Source organism: Robbsia sp. KACC 23696, from assembly GCF_039852015.1.
GTDB lineage: Bacteria > Pseudomonadota > Gammaproteobacteria > Burkholderiales > Burkholderiaceae > Robbsia.
On sequence record NZ_CP156627.1, the window covers coordinates 1300303 to 1324019 of the forward strand.

The window sequence follows — 23717 nt, forward strand, 5'->3', positions numbered from 1 at the left end:
GTTACACCACAGAAGGGCCGGCATCCGGAATGCCGGCGGGATCGAAGACCGGAGGCGCCGTCACGATCGATTTGAGATCGGGGCGCGCAACGGCGAGAGTCGCAAGGTCCGGTCGCGGACGTTGCAGCGCAGGGGACCGCGCGAACGCTTCCTCCAGCGCATGCGCGATAGCCAACGTCCTTTCATCGCCGTGGAAGGGCCCGACAATCTGCAAGCCAAAGGGCATGCCCTGATCGTCGACGCCACACGGCAGCGACACGGCAGGATGCGTCGCCAAGGTTACCACATAGGTCAAGGCAAGCCAGCGATAGTAGTTCTCCTGTTCGCGGCCTGCTATCGATGCCGCATACAGCGTGCGCCACGGCATCGGCGAGATAGGCGTGGTGGGTGACAGGATGATGTCGTACTGTGCAAACGACGTCTGAAATCTGCGGAAGATGCGCGTTTGTTCGGCCTGTGCCCAGGCGCTATCTGCCAGCGACATGGCGGCACCCATCTCGTAATTCGCCCGGGTGTTTTCGCCCAACAGCATGGGGTCTTTCAGATAGGTGTCGCGCAGTCCTGCGACAAAGCTTTCGGCGCGGAGGACGTCGAAGCACCGATGCGCATCGGCCAGATCGAAGCGGACCGCTTCGCAGATTTTGACCCATGGCGCGATGGCCGCGATGCGGGCGCGAAACGTCGCGCGAATGTTCTCGTCGACATCGCAGGTATCGAAGTCTTCCGTCCAGCCCACGCGCAACGTGCTTAGATCGATGTCGGGGAGATTCAAGAAACGTAGCGGATCCGTCGGGAAGCTTAACGGGTCGCCCGAAGAGAGGCCGGCGGTGGCCGCCAGCTGCAAACAGGCCTCCTTGACGGTGCGCCCCATCGGCCCGACGACGGAGATCGGCGTCCATCCCAATAACCGGCGAGAATTGGGTACTAGGCCCGGCGTTGGACGCATCCCGACGACGCCGCAGATCGACGCGGGAATGCGTAGCGATCCGCCGGTATCGGAACCGGTGCAGATCGGCAGCATGTCGCAGGCCAGGGCGGCGGCGGAGCCCCCTGAGGAGCCTCCCGCATTGCGTTCGGGGTCGAAGGGGTTGCCCGTCGCGCCCCAGACCGGATTACGCGTATTCGCACCGGCGCCGAGTTCCGGAACATTGGTCTTGCCGACCAGGATCGCTCCGGCCGCACGCAGTCGTTCCACCAGGACCACATCCCGCGTGGGAATGTGCGCGCGTTTCGGCGGCGAGCCATACGTCGTCAACAGTCCCGCGGTGTCTTCGAGATCCTTCACGCCTAGCGGCAAGCCATGCAGCAAGCCGAGCGGCTCGCCGCGCAGCACCTTGCGTTCCGCTTCCTTCGCTGCAGCGCGGGCTTCCGGAAAACAGGTGGCGGTGACCGCATTGACGGCCGGATTGATGGCTTCGATCCGCTCGATGCAGGCTTCCAGCAATTCGACCGGTGAGATGTCCTTGTTGGCGATCATGACGCGCAACGTCGGTGCGGAGTGCGCGACAAGCGCGGCGTGATGTTTCATCGTTCTCTATCTCTTTATTACGCGAGTGTCTCGCCGGTACGGTCACGCATCCAGAGTAACGCCGACAGCGACACGAGGCAGGCAGCGGCAACATACCATGCCGGCGCCAATGGATTGCCGGTCTTGGCGACCAACAGGCCCGCGATCAAGGGGGAGAAGCCGCCGAAGATCGACGCGCTCACCACATACGTCAACGCGATGGCGGTCGCCCGCACCGCTTTCGGGAACATCTCCGGGATCATGACCAGCACCGGAATGATCTGCCCCGTTACCAGGAGCGCCAGCAGTGCCGAAACCAGACATAGCATCGGCGCGGTCGGATGCGTGCTCACAAGCAGGAAAGCCGGGTAGATCAGGACGATCATTGCGGACCGCGCGATCAACAAGACCCGTTTGCGGCTGAAACGATCGGCGAGGCGTCCCATGATCGGCGCGGAAAGAAACATGATGACGGCACTGACCAGACCGGAGAATACCGCCTGCGTCGGCGACATATGCAAGGACCGCACGGCGTGGGCCGGTAGAAAAAATGCCGTGACATAGACGGAGACGGAGCCGCCGAGTTCCGCAAGCGTACAGACGACGGTCATCGGGAGGTGCGTCGACAGGACCGCGCGCAGTGCCGCGAAAGCAGGCTGCTTCGCGGCGGAGGCGGCGGTGGCCGCATCCAATGTTTCGTCCAGGCGGCTTCGAATGAGCATGCCGATCGGCGCGGCGAGGATGCCGAGCAGAAACGGCAGGCGCCAGCCCCAGGATGCGATCGCTTCCGTGTCGAGCATGGTATTGATCAGCGTTGCCACGATAGAGCCGAGAACCAGGCCGAGCGCCGTGGCGGCGAAGTTCCAACTGGCGAAGAATGCACGATCATGGGTGCCTGCGTATTCCATCAGCAAGGTCGTACCCGGCCCGAACTCGCCTCCGGCGGCAAAGCCTTGCAGCAGTCGTGCACCAAGCACGAGGAGCGGAGCGGCAATGCCGATCATTGCATACGTCGGCGCGCCGGCGATCATGGCGCAGCTTAGGGCCATCAACGAGATCGTCAGCACCATCGCCTTTTTTCGGCCGACTCGGTCGGCATAGGCGCCGATAACGATGCCTCCCACCGGGCGCACGACGAAGCCGACGCCGAACACGGCGATCGAAAGCAGGAATTGGCTCAGCGGCGAGAATTGCGGAAAGAAAAGTTTCCCGATCTGGATCGAGAAGAAGCTGTAGATCGTAAAGTCATAGAACTCCAGTGCGGTGCCGATCGTCGTCGCGGCGATCACATAGGTTCTGGAGGCATGCAATTTTGAGATGGATAGGGACGACACGATCGACTCCCGATGAGCGCTGGAACGTGGTCGTTATCCTATATGAGAAAAAAATGATTTTTCTCGGATACGATAAATTTTATGCGGCGTTGCGGATCGGAATCGGCTGGCGGGGGATGACGTGGTGCGGAGCGCCGTTCATTCGTCGGCAAGGTTGATGGGCGCCCGCGGAAGGTTCCAATCGTCCTGCGATCATGCCGCGATCAATGCGCCGATCGGCCCCGTATCTCCTCTTCGATAGCGCCGATCAGCCCGTTGATCCAGCGTTTCAGGGCGCGGTTAGAGGGCGCCAGCACGATTGATCGCGCGATGATGCGATAGACCTGTTTGCGCTTGATTTTCGAGACGTGTGCCGGATCGAGCCAGGCTTCGTTCCGCGCTAGCAGCAGCAGCGTTTCGAGACCGATGACGATCGGCCAAAGGCAGGCAAGCCGCAATCGCAGCGAAAGCGCGGGGATCGCGCACAGATAGGCGAGGCCTTCGCGAAACAGCGGCAAGGACCGCTCGATCAGCGAAAACAGCAGCGGCCGCGCGCGAACGCTGTTTGCCGGTGCGAGCAGATCCTGCGGCGTCAACGCGAAAGACGCGAGACTGTCGGCTGGAAAGTAGCAGCGACCGATGCGCAGATCCTTGCCGCAGTCGCGCAGGACATTCGTCATCTGTAAGGCCTTTCCAAACGCGATCCCGCGCGCCATCATCGTGTCTGCGGGATGCGGCAAGGTATTCGGCAAATGCGCATACGTCATCGTCGTCCAGAATTCGCCGACGCAGCCCGCCACGAGATAGGTATAACGATCGAGCGCGGACCAGTCGGGCAAGGCGACGATATCGCCGGACTGTTCGTCGGGGAAGGTCCGCAGATCGAACTCCATGCCGTCGCTGAGCGTGGAGACGATGTCGCGGACCGCGCGGCGATCCGATTCGGACAGTTGCATCAGCACGGCAAGCGCCGGCTCCAGCGACTGGAGCAGGGCTTTTTCATCCGATTGCGTCTGTTGCGACGCGACCTCGGTTTCGAGACGGCGTAGCGTTTCGGTGTCCGGCGGCGCACCCGCGACCCATTCGCGCAAGGCGAGCAGCAGGCCGAGCCGCTGCGGCGGCGCGATCAGCGAGGTGTCGGCGATCGTGTCGGCCGCGCGCGCAAGCAGATAGGCCAGACCGATCGGGTCCCGCATCCCGGCCGGCAGGATGTTCAAGGTCAGATAGAACGAGCGGGACACGCCTTTCAACAGCGGCCCGAGAAGGAATTCCCGTGTGGGGTGCGGCATGACAATTCGAATGGACGGCAAAATCGCGCAGTCGAATTGTAACGCGGATCGGGGCGTGCTCTCGTCGAGTCCGCTCTGTCAGCGAGCATATCGCGCGCAAAACGCGTGGCGCAAACGGCGCAAAGACGCTGCGCCTAGGGAGCGATCCACCCACCTTGCCATGTCGTCCCGTCCCGCTCGAAGCGGGCGCGCGCATGCAGGTTTCGGTCCGATAGATCGAGCCAATCGACGCAGTCGAGTGTGACGTCGACGATGCAGAAGTGCGCATAGCCGAGTGGTGCCGACGCATTGTCGGCGGTGTGCGCTTGCGGCGCGGCATCGCCGGGCTGGTCGATCGACGTACCGGGGGGAACCCGTCCTTGATAATCGATCAGCGCATGGTCTGCGAGGGTCTCCCATGCTTGACGCCTTGCCGCATCGGGCGCGAGTGTCGCGCGCCCTTTCATGCGAAGTTGCGTCCGCGTTTCGGCGTCATACCCGACCAAGGCAATCCGAGGGTCGCGTTGCAGCGCCCCGATTTTTGGTGAGCGATTGTCCGAATAGAAGCGGATTCGGTGGTCGGCAGCGGACACTTCACGCAGCACGACCGTGCGCACGTCGGGCGCGCCGTCGGGATCGATCGTGGCCGCTTGGAGTAGACCGAAGGCCGCACGCGACGGCGCTCCAGCCCCGGCGAGACGCGCCCATATCAGAGGAAGAAGCTGCGTGAGTGGCATAACTTGTCCCGCGCGAAATTTCTTATCATAGCGCAACGCAGCGAGGCGATCGGATCGATGGCGACGCGCCCTGCCGTGCCTAGAATCCATCAGCGCCAACCCAGGCCCGGCGCAACGTGCGTCAGAATCGACTCCAGTACATGCACGTTGTAATCGACGCCCAGTTGATTCGGCACGGTCAGCAAGACCGTGTCCGCTTCCGCTATCGCCTCGTCCTGCGCCAGTTGCGCGATGAGCGTGTCCGGTTCGGCCGCATAGCTGCGGCCGAATATCGAGCGCTTCTGCGGATCGAGAAAGCCGAACTGATCTTCGCCGTCGCCGTTGCCACCAAAATAGGCGCGGTCGCGATCGTTGACGAGTGCAAAGATGCTGCGGCTGACGGAGACCCGCGGGGGACGGCTGTGCCCGGCCTCCTGCCATGCTTGCCGATACGCGCGAATCTGCCGGGCCTGCTGGACGTGGAATGGTTCGCCCGTTTCGTCGTCTTTCAGCGTCGAACTTTGGAGATTCATACCCAATTTGGCCGCCCAGATCGCGGTCGCGTTCGAGCTGGCGCCCCACCAGATCCGCTCGCGCAGGCCCTCCGAGAACGGCTCCAGACGCAGCGACCCGGGCGGGTTCGGGAACATCGGGCGCGGATTCGGTTCGGCGAAGCCCTCGCCGCGAAGCAGATCGAGCAGGACGGTCGTGTGTTTTCGCGCCATGTCCGCATCGGTCTCGCCGTCCGCCGGCTGATAACCGAAATAGCGCCAGCCGTCGATGACCTGTTCGCCGGATCCCCGGCTGATCCCGAGTTGCAGGCGTCCTGCCGCGATCAAGTCGGCGGCCGCGGCGCTTTCGGCCATATAGAGCGGATTTTCATAGCGCATATCGATGACGCCCGTTCCTATCTCGATATGACGCGTGCGCGCGCCTACCGCCGCCAGCAGTGGAAAAGGCGATCCGAGCTGGCGGGCGAAGTGGTGTACGCGGAAATAGGCACCGTCGACGCCGAGCGCTTCCGCTGCGACGGCAAGGTCGATCGACTGCAGTAACGCGTCGCCGCCGGAGCGGGTTTGCGACTGCATGGACGGATTCCAATGACCAAACGATAAAAACCCGATCTTCTTCATGGCGAAATGTCCTGCGTGAATGGCGGTATTGCATGCCGCGGCAGGGGACGCGGCGAAGGCGCGCCATGCCGTGACAAGTCGACGCACGCATTATCGATCTATTACGACAAGGTGTCTTTTTTGGGAAATGCCCCGGCTTCGGACGCTACATTTTTCCGTCGAACGACCGTTAACCGGTGAGTATCTCCAGAAACGGCGCTCCACCGCTTGTTCGGGGCCGCTGCCGCGTCTGCAGTTCTGCAGCGCACCCGCTGCTTCTTATCGTTTCACATTCCTCCATGAAGCTCAGTTTCAAGATTCCGCTCGCGTTCGCGTGCGCCATTGTCTGCGTGTTTGCGGCCGCCGGTTACGGCATTTATATGCTGAACGGCGCCCTCGATCAGTATCGTCTGGAGGTTCAGCAAGGCGTCCAGAACGAGCGGATGGTGTCGGCCACGCTGGTCGAGTTCAAGCTCCAGGTGCAGGAATGGAAAGACACGCTGCTGCGGGGCAAGGATTCGGCCGCGCGCGCGAAGTATTGGGGCGCCTTCCAGCAACGCGAAGCGCGCGTCGACCAGATGACGGCCGCGCTGCGCGACCGCTTGCCGGCCGGACCGAGCCGCGATCTCGTCGATCAGTTCGGCGATGCCCACCACACGATGGGGCAAGGCTATCGTAAGGGATATGACGCCTTCGTCGCCGCGAACTTCGATCCGGTCCCGGGCGACATCGCCGTTGCCGGCGTCGATCGCGCACCGGCGGCGCTTCTCGAAAAAGCGGCGCACGATATCGCCGCGTCGAGCGCTGCCGTCTCGGAAAATGCCGATCGTCAGGCACGGCGCGCCACGCTGTCGAGCGTCTTGCTGATGCTCGTTGCGGCGGCGCTGGCCTTGGCCGGCAGCTTCCGCTTCAGTCGCTCGGTGTCGGGGCCGTTGCGGCGGGCGCTCGATTGCGCGCAAGCCGTGGCCGCCGGCGACTTGTCGCAGACGGTGGGGAGTACGGGGCGTGACGAAATCGCGCAGTTGCTGCAGGCTTTGGAGCATATGCAGAATAGCTTAGCGAGCGTGGTGCGTGAAGTACGGTTGAGCGCCGAAGGCGTGGCTGCCGCGAGTACCGAAATTGCCGCGGGCAATCTCGACCTTTCGTCGCGTACCGAAGAGCAGGCAGCGGCGTTGGGCGAAACCGCCGCCAGCCTGAGTCATATCACGCGTACCGCCCGCGACAACGGCGATCAGGCGCAGCAGGCCAGCGGTCTCGCGGGCCGTGCATTCACGACCGCGGAGCGCGGAGAGCAGGCGATCGGGCGCATGGCTAACACGATGCGCGATATCGAAACCCGCTCCGCGCGTGTCTCGGAAATCATTGGTGTCATCGATGGGATCGCCTTCCAGACCAATATTCTTGCACTGAACGCGGCCGTGGAAGCGGCGCGCGCCGGTGAGCAGGGCCGCGGCTTCTCCGTCGTCGCGGCGGAGGTGCGTGGCCTGGCCCAGCGTAGCGCGCAGGCGGCGAAGGAAGTCAAAGCACTGATTCTGGAGTCGTCGCAGAGCGTCCGGGCGGGTGCGTCCCTGGTTGCGGAGGCCGACACCGTCATTGTCGATATCGTCGGGAATGTCCGTTCCGTGTCCGACATCATCGGGCGCATCTCGACGGCATCGAACGAACAATCGGTGGGCATCGAGCAGGTGGATCAGGCCATTACGCAACTGGACAGCGTGACGCAGCAAAATGCGGCACTCGTCGAGGAAGCATCCGCCGCCGCCCAGGCGCTGGCCAGTCAGGCGAACGCACTGCGCGAATCGGTGGCCGTGTTCCGGCTGTGAGTCTGCGGCCGATGTGTCTCGAAATAAGGCGGATCGGCGACGATATGCCGACCCGGCCGACCTTATTGCACCTTCGATCTCAGATAAGACGATCCCCGTTCGGCACCGGTGACTAGCACGAAGGTGATGATCAGCAATAGCGAGACGGTCTGGTAGTCGAAGAGATTCATCGCCGTCAATAACTCGAAGCCGATGCCGCCGGCACCGACAAAGCCCAGCACCAGCGACGATCGCAAGTTTTCATCGAAGCGATACAAGGTGATGCCGAGCAGCGACGGCAGCACGCCGGGCACCACCGCATGCGTGAAGATCTGCAGACGGCTGGCACCGGTCAGCGACAGCGCATCCACGGGCCCCATGTCCATATCCTCGATCACCTCGGAGAACAGGCGACCCAGCATGCCGATCGAATGCACGGCCAGGGCCAAGGCGCCCGGAAACGGCCCGAGCCCTACGGCAGTGACGAACAGCAAGGCCCAGACGAGGTCCGGCACGACCCGCGTTATTCCGATAAAGGCCCGCGATGCGTAGTACAGCGGCTTGGCCGGGCTAACGTTGCTGGCGGAAAAAATCGCAAGCGGAAAAGCGAAAATGACCGCGCCTACCGTCCCGAAAATAGCCAGGTCGATGGTTTCAAGCACCGGGTGCAGGCTTTCTTTCAGTTTATGGACATCGGGCGGCCAGGACCGAGACAGGATGTCGAGCATGCCGTGCACGCCCGTCAGCAGATCTTGCGGCCGCGCCTGGACGACATAAAAGGACTGTGCGAGCAGGGCGGCGCCCAGCAGCAGCATCACGAAGGTCAAGGGCGCCACGCGCGAGCGGCGACGCCACGCCTGTGCCGCCGCTTCGACGTCTCTGGACGGCGTGGCGCGGTGCGTTCCCGTCCGCGGAGCGGGCGGAGCAAAAGGGGGAAGGGCTCGACTCATCGTGCCTCCGATCGGTACAGATTGGCGATTTGCGCGTTGTCGACGCGGGCGGCGGGGGCGTCGAATGCCACTTCGCCGCGATGCAGGCCGATCAAGCGATCGGCGTAACGTTGCGCCAATTCCGGCTGGTGCAGCACGCAGATGACGGCGAGGCCTTCTTCGCGAGCGAGGCGTTGCAGCAGGCGCATGACTTCGTCGGCGGCTTCCGGATCCAGGCTCGCGAGCGGTTCGTCGGCAAGCAGGACTTGCGGACGTTGCGTCAGCGCGCGTGCAACCGCGACGCGCTGTGCCTGACCGCCGGACAGCGTACCGGCACGTTGCGCGGCGAGATGCAGCAGACCGACTTCATCGAGATACGCCAGGGCCGGCGTAATCTCTTCCCGCGGCAGACGCCCCAACGCCGTCGTCCAAGTGCGATGCCGGCCCAGGCTGCCAGTGCACACATTCGCCAATACGCTGCGGCGCTTGACGAGGTTGGCGTGCTGCGAAATCAGCGCCACCGGGAGTCGTGCGACACGGAGCGCCTCGCCGGACAAGGCAGCAAGATCCTGCCCGGCGACATGAATGTGGCCGCTGGTAGGCTGGAGCAGGCCGACGACGCATTTCATCAACGTCGACTTGCCGCAGCCGTTTGCGCCGAGCACGGCGATCAACTCGCCGGGTGCCACCTCCAGGTCGATGTGCTTCAATGCGGTATGGCCATTGGGATAGCGCATCGACAAGGCGTTGACTGCCAGGCCGCCCGGGACGCTACGCAGCCGCGGCGTGGCGACGGTGCCCGTCACGCCGGTCGTCGGTAGGGATAGCGCGCCGGCCGGCGCCGCGTGCGCGCCCGATTGTCGTCCCGGCGCGGTTCTCAGAAAGGCGTTCATAGTTTGCTGAGATCGATATGCAGCGTACTGACGAGCGCGCGGATCGGATCGTAGGACGCATCGGTTTGCGGAACCGTCTTCAGCGCCGGCGTGGCGTTCGCCGCCATGAACTTCTGCGCGTCTTCCGGTAGTTCGTGCAGATCCAGGTTTTGCAGCACGGTCGTCAACTTGGCCTTGAAGTCGGCCGGCAAGGCGCCGCGCACGGCAATCGGATCGACCGGAATCGGATCCGATTGCCACAGCGTGACGAAGGCGCTCGGATCGTATTCCTTGTGCAGCTTGGCGCTGTCGATTTCTTCACTGTTCAGCTCGCCCGCCTTCACCTTATGGTTGCGGATCGCTTCGAAAGAAGCGGTGTGGCTGCCGGCATAAAGCGCGCGTACGCCCGAATCCGGATCGATGCCCGCCTTCTTCAGGCCGAACGCCGGAAACAAGTGGCCGGACGTCGAGCTGGGATCCGAGTAGGCGAACGATTGCCCCGCCACGTCGGCGATCTTCGTCAGACCCGATCCGGGCCACGTGACGATCGATGCCGTGTACGTCGAGGGCTTGCCGGCCATGTCGGCAAAGGTTGCGACGGCTTCCGCATGCGCGACCTGATGGGCGAGTACATAGCCGAGCGGACCGAACTGACCGATATCGAGCTTGTTATTGCGCATCGCTTCGATCTCGGCGTTATAGCTGGTGGCGACGTACACCTGGACCGGACAACCTAGTTTCTTCGAGATCAGCTCGCCGATCGATTTATAGACCGGGATCATCCGAGCCGATGTTTCATAGGGCTCGACACCAAAGCGCACCGTGCCGTCGCCGGGGCAGGCCGGCGCGGCGTGCGCGGCGCCGGCAGTCAGCAGCGTACCGAACGAAACCAGCAGGGAAGTGGCAAAAGTCTTGACGTTCACTTGTTTTCCTATCTTTTTAAAAGAACAGCAGGTGAAGAAGCAGACGAAGCACCAGGCGTAGAATCAGGCCGGAACCGGGGTGGGGCGTTAATGCGAGACGAAAGACCGTCGCCAGCCTTTCTTCCCATGAAAAACGATTCGGATTGCGAAATATAAGTTGCCGTCTTGTATCATCGTAGTGTGAAGATATGTAGCGCTTGTGACAGGCGCGTTTCGTTAACTATTCAGTGTGGCGACCGATCGCCGATCGGTAAGAACGCCCGGCTCCGTCGTCGGCGCTGCAGCAGAATTGGCCATTTTCAGAGACGCGAATGCAGATCCGGACGCCGACCCCGAGGGATAAGTCGCGGAAAACACCAGACGCCCCTCGCACCAGGTCTGCGTGATCGTGGGCCAACGCGACGCACCGTCCCGATCCAGATGCACGGCGACCAGATCGGCGCGCATGCCGACGGCAATGCGGCCGCGGTCGTGCAGGCCGCAGGCATCGGCCGGATTGCGGGTGACCAGCGCCACGGCTTCATGTAAAGGCAGGTCGGCTCGTTCCGCCGCGAGGAAGGCGGCGGGTGCCAATGTCGACGGCTGATAATCGGAGCACAGACAGCTGGCCGAGCCGGCGACGATGGCGTCGATCGCCCGCATGGCGCCGCTTTGGCTCATGCCGCGCAAGACGTTGGGCGCGCCGAATAGTGTCGCCATCCCACACGCTTTCGCCGCGTGCGCCGTTTCGGCGTCGATCGGGAATTCGGTCAGTCTGGCGCCCATCGCGTGCATCGCCGCCACGCGGGCGACGCTGTCGTCGTCATGGCTGGCGACGCGCACGCCCACCGCCAGCGCATGCTCGACCAAGGCGGTGATCCGTTCGATCGCACCGGCACGCCCCGCGAGTTTGGATTCGGCGATCGCCTGAGCGGTTTCGCGTGGCAGGGCATGATTCCCGCATATATAGTCGATATAGGCGTCTACGGTGCGGAATTGGCCCTGGCCCGGTGAATGGTCCATGATCGACAGCAAGCCGACCAGGCCTTCGTCGAGCAGGACATGGAGCATGCCGGCCGCGTCGGTGTCGGTGACTTCGTAGCGGCAATGTATCCGGTTGTCGACGAGCCCGCGACCCCGATAGGCCGATAAGGCGTGAACCAAGGCCTTTGCGGTGCCGATGTCACGCACGCCGCCATCGGTGTCGGCGAAGGAAATCGCGTGGAACGGCGTCGTGATGCCGGCCGAGGCATTGCGGCGATCGATTTGCGCCACAGCGAAATCGAGGGGAAAGAGCACGCGGGCACGCGGCGCGACCTCTTTTTCGATCGCATCGCAATGCAAATCGACGAGACCGGGGATCAGCGTGTGGCCGTGCAGATCGATCGGCGTGGCGTCACCGCCGCCGTCGGGCGAAATCGCCGCGATCCGGCCGGCTTCGATCAACAGCGCACCGTCTTCCAGGACTGTGTCGGGAAGCACGATGCGTGCACCGTGCAGGTAGTACCGTTGCATCGGGAACTCCGGGTAAGCGACCATCGTCGCGTGGCGACACGGCCATCCAAACGGAACAGGGAGGAGCACTGCAATTCAGGCGCCGTGCTCGAACGCGGAAATTCAGGCGGCGCCTAAGCCGAATGGTGCGCCGGTCGGCGCGTGCATCGTCAGCCCGACCGGCGCCGCACGCGTCGGCACGCTGGCCGGCTGCGTGTTCGGGACATCGCTCAGCGCCCGCATCGACAAGCTCCGCGTACCGACGGCTTCGCGAACGCTTTCGTCATGGAAGATGCCGATCAGGCAGCGGCCGGCGGCACGCGCTTCCAACAGCAAGGCAACCACTACCTCGCGGTTCTCACCATCGAGCGATGCGGTGGGTTCGTCGAGCAACAAAATAGGATGGCCGGCGATGAACCCGCGCGCGATATTGACGCGCTGCTGTTCGCCCCCGGAAAACGTCGCTGGCGGTACCGACCAGAGCCGTTCCGGCAGTCGCAACTTGCGGAGCAGGGCAGCGGCACGGTCGCGCGCGGTATCGAGGTCGATGCCCGCTTGGCGCAAGGGCTCGGCGACGACATCCAGCGCCCCGACGCGCGGGATCACGCGCAGGAACTGGCTCACATAGCCAATCGCATGCCGCCGCGCCCAAAGCACGTCCTGTTCCGGTGCGCCCACCAGTTCGAGCCATCCGTCGCTAACGTGCGCCGGCAGCGCGGCCTGGTCTATCGCGGACCCGGCGGCGTGACGTCCGGTGGCGGTCGTATCGATACGGACACTGCCGGCGCTGGCCAGATAATTGCCATACAGACAGCGCAGCAGCGTACTCTTGCCGGCACCCGACGCGCCGGCCAGTATCAGGCAGTCGCCGGCGCCGGCGTCGAATTCGACGTGTTCGAACACGGGCAGGTGCGCACCGCCCTGGTTGTGCAACGTGAAGGTCTTGCTCAGCGCACGCACGCGGATCATCGGTTCGGAATGGGTCATCATCAACCTTGCAGCATCGAGGAAACCAGCAGTTGCGTATAGGGGTGTTGCGGGTCGTCGAGCACCTGATCGGTCAAACCGCTTTCGACGACTTCACCGCCCTGCATCACCAGCGTCCGATGGGCGAGCAGGCGCGCCACGGCGAGATCATGGGTGACGAAGACCACGGCGAGACGCAGGTCGTTGACCAGTTGGCGAATCAGATCGAGCAGGCGCGCCTGCACGGAGACATCGAGCGATGCCGTCGGCTCGTCCATGAAGAGTAGGCGTGGCCGCGTTACCAGATTGCGTGCAATCTGCAGGCGCTGCTGCATACCGCCGGAAAAGGTCTCGGGCTTGTCGTCGAGCCGGCCAGTGTCGATTTCCATTCTCGACAACCACTGCGTGGCTTGATAGCGCAGCGCGTCGTATCGGCGCTCGCCGATTGCCATCAGCCGCTCGGCGATATTGCCGCCCGCGCTGATCTGCATGCGTAAACCGTCACGGGCATGTTGGCGCACGAAGCCCCAATCGGTACGCGCCAGCAGTCGTAGGCGCGCCGCGCTCAGCGTCGATAGATCCGTCGGGCCATCGTCGCGCATCGCATAGTGCACGGTGCCGTTTTCCAGTGGCGTCTGGGCGGAGATGGCCTGTAGCAGCGTCGATTTCCCCGAGCCGGATTCGCCGACGATGCAGAGCACTTCTCCGGCGTACAGGTCGAAGTCGACATTGCGGCAACCATGGACGCCATCCCAGGTTTTGGACAGCGCGCGGACGGACAGCAGAGGAGCGGCATTCATGCGTGACGCTCCTCGATCCGGTCGACCGCGTGGTCACTTTCGGCGACGCGCTCGGCGCAATACTCGCTGTCCGAACACACGAACTGCCGGCCGCCCTTGTCGTCGACGACGATTTCATCGAGATAGCTGTCGCCTGCGCCGCATATCGCACAGCGATGTTGCCAGCGTTCGACGGTGAACGGATGGTCGTCGAAATCGAGGCTGCGGACCGTCGTGTACGGGGGCACCGCATAAACCCGTTTTTCCCGCCCGGCGCCGAACAACATCAGCGCCGGGTTCGCATGCAACTTCGGATTGTCGAATTTCGGGATGGGTGACGGACTCATCATATAGCGGTCATTGACGATGACCGGATAGTCGTAGGACGTGGCGATCTGCCCATAGCGGGCGATGTCCTCGTACAGTTTCGTGTACATCGGACCATATTCCGAGAGGGAATGCATCGTCCGGGTCTCGCGCTCGCTCGGCTCCAGCCAACGCAGTGGTTCTGGCTTCGGTACTTGGAAGACGAGCACCTGTCCTTCGTGCATCGGCGCTTCCGGGATGCGATGGCGGGTCTGGACAATCGTCGCCGCAGCCGTTTTGTCCGTTGTCGCGACGCCCGCCACGCGACCGAAGAAACGTCGGATATTGACTGCATTCGTCGTGTCGTCGGAGCCCTGGTCGATGACTTTCAAGACATCGTCGGCACCGATGATCGCGGCGGTGACCTGAATGCCGCCGGTACCCCAGCCGTACGGCAGCGGCATCTCGCGGCTTGCAAACGGCACCTGATAGCCGGGGATCGCGACCGCTTTGAGCAAAGCACGGCGCAGCATCCGCTTGGTGGACTCATCGAGATAGGCAAAGTTGTAGTGCGGGTCCCGGGTCGGGATCGCGTCATAAGCCTTGGACGCGGTGCGCGGCGGCAGCGCTGTCGTATCGATCGGGTTTGTCATACACCTTCCTTTGTCGAGGACGAGGGTGTCATGGTCGGAACGGTGCCGTCGCCGTGACCGTTGCTGCCCGAGACCGCGTGTTTTGCTTCATACGCCGCGCGCAATTGGCGCAGCACGCTCAGGTCGGCTTGGAAATCGACTTGGTGTGGCAGTTTCAAATGCTGCACGAAGCCCGACGCTTCCACGTTGTCGCTGTGATAAAGGACGAATTCTTCATCGTTTGCCGGGGAATCGCCGCTCTCGCCGAATTCCTTCGCGCGCAGCGCACGGTCCACCAAGGCCATCGACATCGCCTTGCGCTCGCCATAGCCGAAGCTCACGCCATAGCCGCGCGTGAATTGCGGCGCATGATGCACATCGCCGGCGAAGGTATTGATCATCTGGCACTCGGTCATCTCGATTTCACCGATGACGACGGGGAAATCCAGCTCTGGCAGATCCATTTCGATTTCGACGCTGCCAAAGCGGATTTCTGCCGCGAACGGGTGCGTATTGCCGTATCCGCGTTGCGTCGAATAGCCCATCGCCAATAGGAAACCTTCGTCGGCGCGCGCCAGGTTCTGCAATCGTGCGCTGCGATCTGCCGGAAAGGACAGGGCGCTACGGGTCAGGTCGGTGGGAGCCGGGTGCGTGGCAAGGACCGACTCGCATTCGACCAGGCCTTCGCTTTCCAGAATGGCCATGACCCCCGGCGGCGTCGTGGCCGAAGGACCCTCGGGCGAAGCGGCAACGTCACTGGCATCGGGTCGGTGCGCCGTCGGGGCGGCCGCATGACGGCCCACGTCCGATCCGCCGATGTCTGCCTCGGCCTCCGCTTCCAGGGAGAAATCGAGCAGACGTTGCGTATAGTCGAACGTGGGACCGAGCAACTGTCCGCCAGGGACATCTTTATACGTGGCAGAAATACGGCGTCGTACCTGCATGCGGTCCGTTGCGATCGGATGCGAATGGCCGAAGCGTGGCAATGTCGTCCGATAGGCGCGCAGCAGAAACGCCGCCTCGACGAGATCCCCCGCCGATTGCTTGATCGCCAATGCGGCAAGATGACGATCGTACAAGGCCCCTTCGGACATCACGCGGGATACCGCCAACGGCATCTGCTCGACGATTTGCGCGATCGACAGCGCGGGCAAGGCTGGGTCGCCACGTCGATATGCGTCCAGCAGGCGGTAGGAGGCGAGAATGGCTTTCTCGCCGCCTTTGACGGCAACATACATATCAGGACTCCCGTTGCGTCGTACGCGGCAGGCCGCAGAACGACGCACCATTGATCAGAAATGCATCGACGCCCAGCGGGAAGCGCGTATGGTTCGCGCGCCATTCCCGCCAGAAGTCGTCGGGCAGACCCGCAACGCGCAGCGTCTGCGCGTTGGCGATGCCCGGTCCGCGCAGCGTCGCGGTCTCCTCCGCGTCGCGCTCCACGACGGCCTCTGCGTGGTCGGCGAGGAAGGGCACGTCGATCAGCAGCGTGGTGGATCCGTGCGGATTGGCCAATTCGCCCTGGGCAAACGCCGATAACGATGGCCAGGTCGCAACCGCTGTCCGGTCCGTCGCCGACAACACCGCGAAGGCCGCCTTTTCGGGATGTTCGGTCAGCGGGCAGCCATTGTGAAATCTCAGAAAACGGCGCGCCGGTTCGCCGAACACCGGCGCCAGCCAGACCGACGTATCGGCGTCCGCGAGCGTCAACAGCAGTGCTGCCATCGCCGGAGAGAGGCCGGCGGGCGCCTCGCAGCGTGCGGCGTCGGGCATCGTATGGAGGCGGCCGGGACGGGCCAGCGCGTTCAGGGCGCAACGGAATGCCGCCTGCGAACCGCTGACCGGGTCGAGGAAACCGCGCAGCATCCACGCGTCTGCCGGTTCTTTTCGAGATGTCGGCCCGACCGGATCGAGCACGCCGTGCGACGCACGTGCGGATGCATCGTGCAATGCATCGGCGTCGGATCCGGAATGCGCCGTCATGGGCGATTCAATCGTCATGGTTATCGTGCTCCGGGGTATCGCTGGTCGGTTGCCGCTCGTCATCGTCGTCGAGATCGTCGTCGGCATCGCCGCGCGCCAGCGTGAAGAAATCGACGCGGGAGGCGGCGTTGTCCGCTGCGCGGGCGGCCGCTTGTTCCGCGCGCGCTCGACGTAAAGGCGCGAGCACGGTTTGCGTGGTGGGCGTGTGCCATGCGTCCGTCTGCAGCAAGGCATCGGCGTAGGCCGCCTGCTCGGCGTGGCGGCGGTCGCGTCCCTGAACATAGGCCAGACCCAACTCGCCGCCCTCGAGGGCCAGCGCGCACCGCGTTATCGTCATTTCGCCCAGATTAAACGGGGCGCCACTGCCGCCGGATCGGCCACGCACCATCGCCATGCCGGTTTCCGGCGCACGAATCGTGCGAAACGCGGGCAGGGCGCCGTGTTGCTTCAGCAACGTCATCGCCAGGTCGAGCGCTCGGGTGTCGGCCAGCGCTAGATCGCGCATCCAGGCCGCACGGGGCGGTGCTGCAGTCTGCCGCCCGACGCCAGCGTCGGCAGTCGCCCCGGCAGTGAATGAGAAACCAGAAGATTCGTCGTTCATATGTAGATGTCTAGACAACGTGGGCGGCAGTGCGGGATCGGTTGCGTGCTGCGAATGGAGCCATTCAAACGGATTGATGTGACCTTATCGTGACAGCGCCGCGCTTTTGCCGCGATTTGATTTGACCGTTTCGCGTAAAATTCGGGATCGATTGCGCCGCGGGCCCCGCGCGTCGGGGCTGGGGCAGGCGGTGGCATGACGTCGCACGGCGTCGATGCGGCAACGCGGAACTTGAATCGCCGCCCTGGGCGGCATCGCTGGAAAGGCAATATGGTTGAGCGTGATACAGGCGTAGCGGTCTGGCGGCAGATCGGCGAGTCGCTGGCGGAAGACATTCGCGCGCGGCGCTATCCGCCCGGGTCGCAGCTGCCGACGGAAATGGCATTGGCGACGCACTATGCGGTGAACCGCCATACGGTGCGACGGGCGATCGGCGAATTGGCGCAGCATGGCTTGATACGGATAGAACGCGGCCGGGGCACGTTCGTTGAATCGAGCGCGCTGCGCTACGCCATCGGCAAGCGAACGCGTTTTACCGAGACGCTGCGGCAGCAGGGGATGCACGGGCAGACCGCCGTGATCGATAGCGCGGTGATCACGGACGCCACGATAGCGCGTCACTTGGGGCTGTCGCGTCAGGCGAAGGTATTGTTCGTCCGGATGCGCCGGCATGCGGAAAAAAATCCTGTCAGCGTCTCCGACAACTATTTCGATGCGCGTCGTTTTCCGGATTTTGCCACGCTATTGGAAGAGACCGCATCGGTATCGACGGCGTTCGCGCGGCATGGTATTGCCGATTACATTCGCGTCTGGTCGCGGATCACCGCGCGCTTGCCCGAGGCCGATATCGCGCGGCTGCTCGAGCAACCGAAGGTTCGCCCGATCTTGCAAGTGGAAGCATTGAACGCCGATACGGCCGGGGCGCCATTGCAGTACACGATCGCGCGCTTCGCCGGAGACGGCGTCGAGCTGATGGTGAGCAACGAGGACGTCTAGACATCCGAATGTCATAGTCGGGGGGCAGACTGTAGAGCAACGGTATCGGAAAACGATCACCGATTTCTCAAAAACACGGATCTCACCGGAGCTCGATATGACCGATGCCACTGTATTGCCGACGCCCACGCGCGCCTCCACGACTGCGATGTCCGATTCGGGAGACTTCCCCGGCACGGCATCGGCGACATCGCGCCACGCGCCTCTCGCAATGCAAGGGATCGTCGGCCGACGGGTTCTGACGCAGCAGGGGCTCGGCGCCGCGCGGCTCCGATTCGACGATGCGCATATCGGCGAGATATCGTACGCCGCCGCCGATCGCGCGGATGCAGGCCTGCTGGACGCCGGCGATCTGCTTGTGCTGCCGGGTATCGTCGATATTCACGGCGACGCGTTCGAGCGGGCGGTGATGCCGCGCCCGAACGTGCATTTCGACTATGGCCACGCTTTGTGGGACGTGGATCGCCAGTTGCTCGTCAACGGCATCACGACCGCCTTTCATGGTGTCACCGTTTCGTGGGAAGGCGGGCTGCGCGGCGCGCCGTATGCCGAGCGCATGTTCGACGCCTTGCAACGGCATGCCGCTGTGCTCGGTGCGCAGCACCAGGTGCATCTGCGTTTCGAGACGCACAATCTGAACGATGTCGATCGTGCCTGCGCGTGGATCCGCGAAGGCCGTATCGGTTTCGTGGCGCTGAACGACCATCTGCCTTCGATGTATCAGCGCCTGGGTAACGATCGTAAATTGCTGCAATATGCCGACCGCGCGCAATGCGATATCGACACCTTCTCGCAGCGCATTCGCGATGCCCATGCGCGTGCGGCCGAGGTGCCGGCGGCGATGGCGCGTCTGGTCGATTGCGCACTGTCCGCGGGGCTGCAAGTGGCGTCGCATGACGATCCCGACGATACCGTGCGCCGCGACTACGACGCGATGGGCTGCCGGGTGGCGGAATTCCCGCTGCAGGTGTCCACGGCGGCATTGGCGCGGTCTCTGGGCAATGCGGTGATCTTCGGTGCGCCGAACGTGGTGCGCGGCGGTAGCCACGTCAATGCGCCGAGCGCATTGGACATGGTGCAGGCCGGCTATTGCACGGTGCTGGCCTCCGATTATTACTATCCGGCGCCGCTACACGCGGTGTTCATGATGGTCGCGCAAGGCGCGCGCAGCCTCGCCGATGCCTGGCCGCTGGTGTCGGCCAATCCCGCGCTGGCGGCCAATCTCTCGGATCGAGGCGTCTTGGCCACCGGGCTGCGTGCCGATGCGATCCTGGTCAACGATAGCCTGCCTGGGCTGCCGCGCGTCGTCGCGACGGTGGTGGCGGGCCGCATCGTGTTCGCCGATCGGTCCCTGCCGTGAAGCCCGATATGCGCTACGCGATCTATCTGACGCCTTCGGGACCATGGAAGGAGGTCGGCACTATGTGGCTCGGCCGGGATGCCGAGCAAGATAGCGCGTTGCCACGGGATTGGCTCGACGTGCTGTCGCGCGAGCCGCGCGCATTGCCCGGTGCAGATGACGCGACCGATGTCCCCGCCGCGCCCGATGCGCCGATGTCGGCGGCGCTGCTCGACGACTGGACGCGCGAGCCGCGCCGCTATGGATTGCACGCGACATTGAAGGCACCGTTTCGGCTGGCCGTCGGGCAGTCTGTCGTTGCGCTGGATGCGGCGCTGCGTGCGTTGGCCGCCTCGACGCCGCCGTTCACGCTCGCCTTGCAGCTGCGCGCCTTGCGCGGCTTTCTGGCGTGGCAAGCCGCCGAACCGGCGATCGAGCGCGGTGCGCTGCAAGCCCTTGCGGACCGGTGCGTGCGCGAGCTAGACCTCTTCCGGGCGCCGCCGACGGCGCAAGACCGGGCGCGACGTCTCGAAAAAGCTGGCGGCGAGGCGAAAGTCTATGATGCACGCGAAGCGGCGCATCTCGAACGCTGGGGCTATCCTTATGTGTTCGACACTTTTCGCTTTCATATCACGCTGACGAATCGTCTGGCCTCAGGCGAGGAGGCGGCCGCGCGCCGTGTTCTGGCGGCCTTGGCGCGCTGGGTCGCGACGAAAGACGGTGCGTCGGACAGGCGCGATGTGATATCGGGCGTGGCGCACGGCATGCCGGTGCGCGACATCTCCTTATTCATCCAGGCCGCGCCGGATCGCCCTTTCGTCGTCGCGCGCCATTACGGTTTCGACGGTCGTGTACGGGATGCCGCCGGGGCCGCGGCGCTCGGCGAAAAAGCGGTCGATGCAGGACATCGTGCCGACAAGGAGATTGCGGAATGAGTCAGGAAGGCAGCGCTGTCAGGCGCGGTGCGCTGGTGTATTTGATGGGTGCGTCGGGCAGCGGCAAGGACAGTGTATTGCGCTGGTTGGGCGCGCAATGGCAAGAAAGCGATCGCATCGTTGCTGCGCATCGATACCTGACGCGCGAGAGCGATGCGAACGAAGCGGGCGTGACGCTATCCGATGCGGAGTTCGAGCGCCGCATGCAGCTGGGTTTTTTCGCGATGCATTGGCGCAGCCATGACGTGTACTACGGCGTGGGGATCGAACTGGATGCATGGCGCGCCGCCGGCCTGACCGTGATCGTCAACGGCTCGCGGGATTATCTGCCGCAGGCGTGCGCGCGATACCCGGACCTCTATGCGATCGAATTGACCGTCGATCCGGAAGTGCTCGCGGCACGGTTGCGGCAGCGCGGTCGAGAGAGCGGCGCTGCCATCGCGGCGCGGTTGGCACGCGGTGCACAGCAGTTCGCGGTGCCCGACGGTTGCCGCGTGGTGAGGCTGCGCAACGACGGCGCGCTGGAGGATGCGGGCGAGGCGATTCAGGGCTTGATCCGCGGTCTCCCCTGAACGACCACGGGGCGCGCGGCGCGTGCCGGTATGTCGGGGCACGCCGACCGCGCGCGGGCGTCGGATCAGCGCTTTTTTCGCGCCGGCCGCTTCTTGTCGTGCTGCGTTTGAAGCGCGTCGATATCGATCGGGATGAAGGGCACTTGAAAGCGCTCGACGAGAAAATCGATAAAGACACGGGCGCGGGGCGACTGCGTGCGTTGCCCCGGATAATATACGAACAAGTCGGCCGCGGGCAGTGTGACGTCTGGCAGTACGCACTTCAATCGGCCGCTCTGAATGTATTTTGCGAGATCCCATTCCGAGCGTATCAAGATGCCATGCCCGTCGAGGGCCCAGCGCAGCACGATATCCCCGTCGTTGCTCGTCATCGCGCCCTTGACCTTCAGCGCTTCCCACTGCGCGTCACGCAGGAATTTCCAGACGCCGTGCGCATCGTCGTTTTGCGAATGAACGATGCAGCGATGTTGGTGCAAATCTTCCTTACTCAGCGGCGTGCCGAAACGTTCGAGGTATTTCGGCGATGCGCAAAGGAAGCGCCGATTGCTCATCAAACGCCGTGCACGCAGACGGCTGTCGGGCAGCTCGCCGAAGCGAATACCCATATCGAATGCGCCTTCGACAAGATCGACGGGACGGTCCGTCACGACGAATTCGATGTCGATATGCGGGTAGCGTTTTGAGAATTCCGAGACGAGCGGTGCGATCGTCGTGCGGCCGAAACCCAGTGTGGCATTGATACGGAGCAGGCCCTGCGGATCCGACGGGGTTCCTGCGATCAAATCTTCCATCTCGCGCACTTGATCCAGTATCCGCGCGGCATACACGGCGTACGTTTCGCCTTCCGGCGTCAAGCTGACACTGCGCGTGGTGCGGTTGACCAGTCGTGCGCCAAGCCTTTGCTCAAGTAGACCGAGCCGCTTGCTCGCCGCCGGCGGGGTCAAACCCAGTGCACGGGCCGCCCCGGACAGACTTTTCCGCTTGGCCAATTCAATAAAAAACGCGAAATCGGATGTCGCTTCAGTTTTCACTTTGGGTAAACAATGAAGTGAATGTTAGCGAATTATAGTCCGTCCAGACGGGACTATCCTAGCGTCTATCCCGTCGACCGTCGGCGGGTCGACTGGCCACGACCGCGCCTGACCCGCTCGAAACAAGGACATCTCACAATGAAAATTCTGGAAATTCGCGAAATCACGCTGCCGATCAGTTCGCCGATTCGCAACGCCTACATCGATTTCAGCAAGATGACGCTGAGTCTCGTCGCGGTAATGACCGATGTGATACGCGATGGCAAGCCGGTCGTCGGTTATGGATTCAACTCGAATGGGCGCTACGGACAAGGGACCTTGATGCGCGAGCGCTTCATTCCCCGTGTGCTCGAGGCCGATCCGGCGACGCTGGTCAACGATGCCGGCGATAACCTCGATCCGCATAAGATCTGGGCGACGATGTTCACCAACGAAAAGCCCGGCGGCCATGGCGAGCGGTCCGTCGCGATCGGGACGATCGATATGGCGGTCTGGGACGCTGTCGCAAAAATCGAAGGCAAGCCGCTGTTCCAGCTCCTCGCCGACCGTTACGGTGACGGTGAGCCGGACCGTAAGGTTTTCGTATACGCTGCCGGCGGTTATTACTATCCGGGTCAGGATCACGGCAAGCTCAAGGACGAGATGCGCAGCTATCTCGATCGCGGCTATACGGTGGTGAAAAAGAAGATCGGTGGCGGCTCGCTCGATGAGGACTTGCGGCGCATCGATTCGATCTTGAGTGTCTTGGGCGATGGCCACAAGCTCGCGGTGGACGCCAATGGTCGTTTTGATCGGGACACGGCGATTCGCTACGCGAAGGCGTTGTCTCAATATGATTTGTTTTGGTATGAGGAAGCCGGCGATCCGCTCGACTTCGAGCTGCAGGCGACGCTGCGAAACTATTACGCAAAGCCGATGGCGACTGGAGAGAATTTATTCTCGATGCAAGATGCGCGAAATTTGATTCGCTATGGTGGCATGCGCGCCGATCGTGACTGGTTGCAGTTCGATTGCGCCTTGAGCTATGGCTTGGTCGAGTACTTGCGTACGCTGGAGATGCTGCGCGAGCACGGCTGGTCGCCGAAGCGATGCATCCCGCATGGCGGCCATCAGATGTCGTTGAATATCGCGGCGGGATTAGGCCTGGGGGGCAACGAATCCTATCCTGATTTGTTCCAGCCCTTCGGTGGTTTCCCCGACGGGGTGAAGGTCGATAACGGCTATATCATGATGCCGGACTTGCCCGGCATCGGCTTCGAAGGCAAGGCCGATCTGATCGCGGAGATGCGTAAGCTGTCTGCCTGAGGACCACGATGCCAGCGTGATTGACTTTTTTCTCTGGCACGCTGGACCTCAGCGCATCCGGCACAGGACCGGTATGATGGTCATATTTAAGGAGTTGTTCATGAAGTCCTCGATCGCCATCATTATCGCCGCATGCGGCATCGCGTTGTCCGGCACCGCTTCGGCTGCAGGCTGTATGAAAGGCGCCGCGGTAGGCGGTGTGGCGGGCCACGTCGCGGGTAAGCACGCCGTCCTCGGTGCCGCTGCCGGATGCGCTATCGGCCATCACCACGCATCGAAGAAGCAGAAGGAAGCCAATCAGGCCGCCGCCAACGCCCCGCACGGCCAGTAAGCGCGTTTCGACGGCGTCTCGCCCCT

The 23717-nt window shown here is 63.3% G+C and carries 23 protein-coding genes; 7 read left to right on the forward strand and 16 right to left on the reverse strand.

Going from position 1 to position 23717, the window contains the following annotated elements:
- Window position 1: 1 nt before the first annotated feature.
- From ABEG21_RS20305 to ABEG21_RS20325, 5 genes are all read right to left on the reverse strand, one after another.
- Complete coding sequence (locus ABEG21_RS20305) at window positions 2-1528, reverse strand: amidase family protein (RefSeq protein WP_347557229.1); 1527 nt, start codon at window positions 1526-1528, stop codon at window positions 2-4.
- A 17-nt stretch (window positions 1529-1545) separates the two neighbouring features.
- Entirely contained in the window at window positions 1546-2841 is a 1296-nt protein-coding gene (locus ABEG21_RS20310) for an MFS transporter (RefSeq protein ID WP_347557230.1), read from the reverse strand.
- 203 nt (window positions 2842-3044) lie between these two features.
- Window positions 3045-4109: a phytoene/squalene synthase family protein gene (locus tag ABEG21_RS20315; RefSeq protein WP_347557231.1), complete on the reverse strand. Its 1065-nt coding sequence runs from the start codon at window positions 4107-4109 to the stop codon at window positions 3045-3047.
- Between the two features lie 134 nt (window positions 4110-4243).
- Window positions 4244-4825, reverse strand: a complete 582-nt coding sequence (locus ABEG21_RS20320; RefSeq protein ID WP_347557232.1) for a pyridoxamine 5'-phosphate oxidase family protein — start codon at window positions 4823-4825, stop codon at window positions 4244-4246.
- Between the two features lie 89 nt (window positions 4826-4914).
- The gene (locus tag ABEG21_RS20325; protein ID WP_347557233.1) at window positions 4915-5937 is read right to left on the reverse strand and encodes an LLM class flavin-dependent oxidoreductase; all 1023 of its coding nucleotides are present in this window, start codon (window positions 5935-5937) and stop codon (window positions 4915-4917) included.
- A 278-nt stretch (window positions 5938-6215) separates the two neighbouring features.
- Here ABEG21_RS20325 and ABEG21_RS20330 point away from each other — a divergent pair, with 278 nt between their 5' ends.
- Window positions 6216-7739: a methyl-accepting chemotaxis protein gene (locus tag ABEG21_RS20330; protein WP_347557234.1), complete on the forward strand. Its 1524-nt coding sequence runs from the start codon at window positions 6216-6218 to the stop codon at window positions 7737-7739.
- A 62-nt stretch (window positions 7740-7801) separates the two neighbouring features.
- Here the strand turns inward: ABEG21_RS20330 and phnE are convergent, their stop codons facing one another.
- The 10 genes from phnE to phnG all read right to left on the reverse strand — a co-directional run bounded on the left by phnE (window position 7802) and on the right by phnG (window position 17182).
- Window positions 7802-8668, reverse strand: a complete 867-nt coding sequence (gene phnE, locus ABEG21_RS20335; protein WP_347557235.1) for a phosphonate ABC transporter, permease protein PhnE — start codon at window positions 8666-8668, stop codon at window positions 7802-7804.
- Window positions 8665-9540 (reverse strand): phosphonate ABC transporter ATP-binding protein, encoded by an 876-nt coding sequence (gene phnC, locus ABEG21_RS20340; RefSeq protein ID WP_347557236.1) that lies wholly within the window; start codon window positions 9538-9540, stop codon window positions 8665-8667. The genes phnE and phnC overlap by 4 nt, the downstream gene beginning before the upstream one ends.
- On the reverse strand, window positions 9537-10442 hold the full coding sequence (locus tag ABEG21_RS20345; protein WP_347557237.1) for a phosphate/phosphite/phosphonate ABC transporter substrate-binding protein: 906 nt from the start codon (window positions 10440-10442) through the stop codon (window positions 9537-9539). Before ABEG21_RS20345 ends, phnC begins: the two co-directional genes overlap by 4 nt.
- A gap of 216 nt (window positions 10443-10658) precedes the next feature.
- Window positions 10659-11936, reverse strand: a complete 1278-nt coding sequence (locus ABEG21_RS20350) for an alpha-D-ribose 1-methylphosphonate 5-triphosphate diphosphatase (protein WP_347557238.1) — start codon at window positions 11934-11936, stop codon at window positions 10659-10661.
- A gap of 102 nt (window positions 11937-12038) precedes the next feature.
- Window positions 12039-12902 (reverse strand): phosphonate C-P lyase system protein PhnL, encoded by an 864-nt coding sequence (gene phnL / locus ABEG21_RS20355; protein ID WP_347558097.1) that lies wholly within the window; start codon window positions 12900-12902, stop codon window positions 12039-12041.
- A 2-nt stretch (window positions 12903-12904) separates the two neighbouring features.
- A complete protein-coding gene (phnK, locus tag ABEG21_RS20360; RefSeq protein WP_347557239.1) occupies window positions 12905-13681 on the reverse strand; it encodes a phosphonate C-P lyase system protein PhnK in 777 nt (258 codons plus the stop codon).
- Window positions 13678-14619, reverse strand: coding sequence for an alpha-D-ribose 1-methylphosphonate 5-phosphate C-P-lyase PhnJ (locus ABEG21_RS20365; RefSeq protein ID WP_347557240.1), 942 nt, complete (start codon window positions 14617-14619; stop codon window positions 13678-13680). Before ABEG21_RS20365 ends, phnK begins: the two co-directional genes overlap by 4 nt.
- Entirely contained in the window at window positions 14616-15836 is a 1221-nt protein-coding gene (locus ABEG21_RS20370; RefSeq protein ID WP_347557241.1) for a carbon-phosphorus lyase complex subunit PhnI, read from the reverse strand. The genes ABEG21_RS20365 and ABEG21_RS20370 overlap by 4 nt, the downstream gene beginning before the upstream one ends.
- Before the next feature lies 1 nt (window position 15837).
- Window positions 15838-16599: a phosphonate C-P lyase system protein PhnH gene (gene phnH / locus ABEG21_RS20375; protein ID WP_347557242.1), complete on the reverse strand. Its 762-nt coding sequence runs from the start codon at window positions 16597-16599 to the stop codon at window positions 15838-15840.
- A complete protein-coding gene (gene phnG / locus ABEG21_RS20380) occupies window positions 16589-17182 on the reverse strand; it encodes a phosphonate C-P lyase system protein PhnG (protein ID WP_347557243.1) in 594 nt (197 codons plus the stop codon). The genes phnH and phnG overlap by 11 nt, the downstream gene beginning before the upstream one ends.
- 270 nt (window positions 17183-17452) lie before the next feature.
- Between phnG and phnF the strand changes: the two genes are divergently transcribed.
- From phnF to phnN, 4 genes are all read left to right on the forward strand, one after another.
- Window positions 17453-18178, forward strand: a complete 726-nt coding sequence (phnF, locus tag ABEG21_RS20385) for a phosphonate metabolism transcriptional regulator PhnF (RefSeq protein ID WP_347557244.1) — start codon at window positions 17453-17455, stop codon at window positions 18176-18178.
- A gap of 211 nt (window positions 18179-18389) precedes the next feature.
- Window positions 18390-19538 carry an alpha-D-ribose 1-methylphosphonate 5-triphosphate diphosphatase gene (locus ABEG21_RS20390; RefSeq protein ID WP_347558098.1) on the forward strand — a complete coding sequence of 383 codons (1149 nt, stop codon included), beginning with the start codon at window positions 18390-18392 and terminating at the stop codon, window positions 19536-19538.
- 62 nt (window positions 19539-19600) lie between these two features.
- Complete coding sequence (locus ABEG21_RS20395) at window positions 19601-20452, forward strand: DUF1045 domain-containing protein (RefSeq protein WP_347557245.1); 852 nt, start codon at window positions 19601-19603, stop codon at window positions 20450-20452.
- A complete protein-coding gene (gene phnN, locus ABEG21_RS20400; RefSeq protein ID WP_347557246.1) occupies window positions 20449-21024 on the forward strand; it encodes a phosphonate metabolism protein/1,5-bisphosphokinase (PRPP-forming) PhnN in 576 nt (191 codons plus the stop codon). The genes ABEG21_RS20395 and phnN overlap by 4 nt, the downstream gene beginning before the upstream one ends.
- A 65-nt stretch (window positions 21025-21089) precedes the next feature.
- Here the strand turns inward: phnN and ABEG21_RS20405 are convergent, their stop codons facing one another.
- Window positions 21090-22055 (reverse strand): LysR family transcriptional regulator, encoded by a 966-nt coding sequence (locus tag ABEG21_RS20405; protein WP_347557247.1) that lies wholly within the window; start codon window positions 22053-22055, stop codon window positions 21090-21092.
- Between the two features lie 138 nt (window positions 22056-22193).
- On the opposite strand from ABEG21_RS20405, the gene ABEG21_RS20410 reads away from it, so the two are divergent.
- Both ABEG21_RS20410 and ABEG21_RS20415 read left to right on the forward strand, forming a co-directional pair.
- On the forward strand, window positions 22194-23360 hold the full coding sequence (locus ABEG21_RS20410; protein WP_347557248.1) for a mandelate racemase/muconate lactonizing enzyme family protein: 1167 nt from the start codon (window positions 22194-22196) through the stop codon (window positions 23358-23360).
- A gap of 100 nt (window positions 23361-23460) precedes the next feature.
- Window positions 23461-23691: a hypothetical protein gene (locus tag ABEG21_RS20415; RefSeq protein ID WP_347557249.1), complete on the forward strand. Its 231-nt coding sequence runs from the start codon at window positions 23461-23463 to the stop codon at window positions 23689-23691.
- Window positions 23692-23717: the final 26 nt, after the last annotated feature.

What these genes read in the sequence shown, in the direction of transcription:
- ABEG21_RS20305 (WP_347557229.1), bottom strand. Translation starts at nt 1,528, where the DNA reads ATGAAACATCACGCCGCGCTTGTCGCGCACTCCGCACCGACGTTGCGC.
- ABEG21_RS20315 (WP_347557231.1), bottom strand. Translation starts at nt 4,109, where the DNA reads ATGCCGCACCCCACACGGGAATTCCTTCTCGGGCCGCTGTTGAAAGGC.
- ABEG21_RS20320 (WP_347557232.1), bottom strand. Translation starts at nt 4,825, where the DNA reads ATGCCACTCACGCAGCTTCTTCCTCTGATATGGGCGCGTCTCGCCGGG.
- ABEG21_RS20325 (WP_347557233.1), bottom strand. Translation starts at nt 5,937, where the DNA reads ATGAAGAAGATCGGGTTTTTATCGTTTGGTCATTGGAATCCGTCCATG.
- ABEG21_RS20330 (WP_347557234.1), top strand. Translation starts at nt 6,216, where the DNA reads ATGAAGCTCAGTTTCAAGATTCCGCTCGCGTTCGCGTGCGCCATTGTC.
- phnE (WP_347557235.1), bottom strand. Translation starts at nt 8,668, where the DNA reads ATGAGTCGAGCCCTTCCCCCTTTTGCTCCGCCCGCTCCGCGGACGGGA.
- phnC (WP_347557236.1), bottom strand. Translation starts at nt 9,540, where the DNA reads ATGAACGCCTTTCTGAGAACCGCGCCGGGACGACAATCGGGCGCGCAC.
- ABEG21_RS20350 (WP_347557238.1), bottom strand. Translation starts at nt 11,936, where the DNA reads ATGCAACGGTACTACCTGCACGGTGCACGCATCGTGCTTCCCGACACA.
- phnL (WP_347558097.1), bottom strand. Translation starts at nt 12,902, where the DNA reads ATGACCCATTCCGAACCGATGATCCGCGTGCGTGCGCTGAGCAAGACC.
- phnK (WP_347557239.1), bottom strand. Translation starts at nt 13,681, where the DNA reads ATGAATGCCGCTCCTCTGCTGTCCGTCCGCGCGCTGTCCAAAACCTGG.
- ABEG21_RS20365 (WP_347557240.1), bottom strand. Translation starts at nt 14,619, where the DNA reads ATGACAAACCCGATCGATACGACAGCGCTGCCGCCGCGCACCGCGTCC.
- ABEG21_RS20370 (WP_347557241.1), bottom strand. Translation starts at nt 15,836, where the DNA reads ATGTATGTTGCCGTCAAAGGCGGCGAGAAAGCCATTCTCGCCTCCTAC.
- phnH (WP_347557242.1), bottom strand. Translation starts at nt 16,599, where the DNA reads ATGACGATTGAATCGCCCATGACGGCGCATTCCGGATCCGACGCCGAT.
- phnG (WP_347557243.1), bottom strand. Translation starts at nt 17,182, where the DNA reads ATGAACGACGAATCTTCTGGTTTCTCATTCACTGCCGGGGCGACTGCC.
- phnF (WP_347557244.1), top strand. Translation starts at nt 17,453, where the DNA reads ATGGTTGAGCGTGATACAGGCGTAGCGGTCTGGCGGCAGATCGGCGAG.
- ABEG21_RS20390 (WP_347558098.1), top strand. Translation starts at nt 18,390, where the DNA reads ATGCAAGGGATCGTCGGCCGACGGGTTCTGACGCAGCAGGGGCTCGGC.
- ABEG21_RS20395 (WP_347557245.1), top strand. Translation starts at nt 19,601, where the DNA reads ATGTGGCTCGGCCGGGATGCCGAGCAAGATAGCGCGTTGCCACGGGAT.
- phnN (WP_347557246.1), top strand. Translation starts at nt 20,449, where the DNA reads ATGAGTCAGGAAGGCAGCGCTGTCAGGCGCGGTGCGCTGGTGTATTTG.
- ABEG21_RS20410 (WP_347557248.1), top strand. Translation starts at nt 22,194, where the DNA reads ATGAAAATTCTGGAAATTCGCGAAATCACGCTGCCGATCAGTTCGCCG.
- ABEG21_RS20415 (WP_347557249.1), top strand. Translation starts at nt 23,461, where the DNA reads ATGAAGTCCTCGATCGCCATCATTATCGCCGCATGCGGCATCGCGTTG.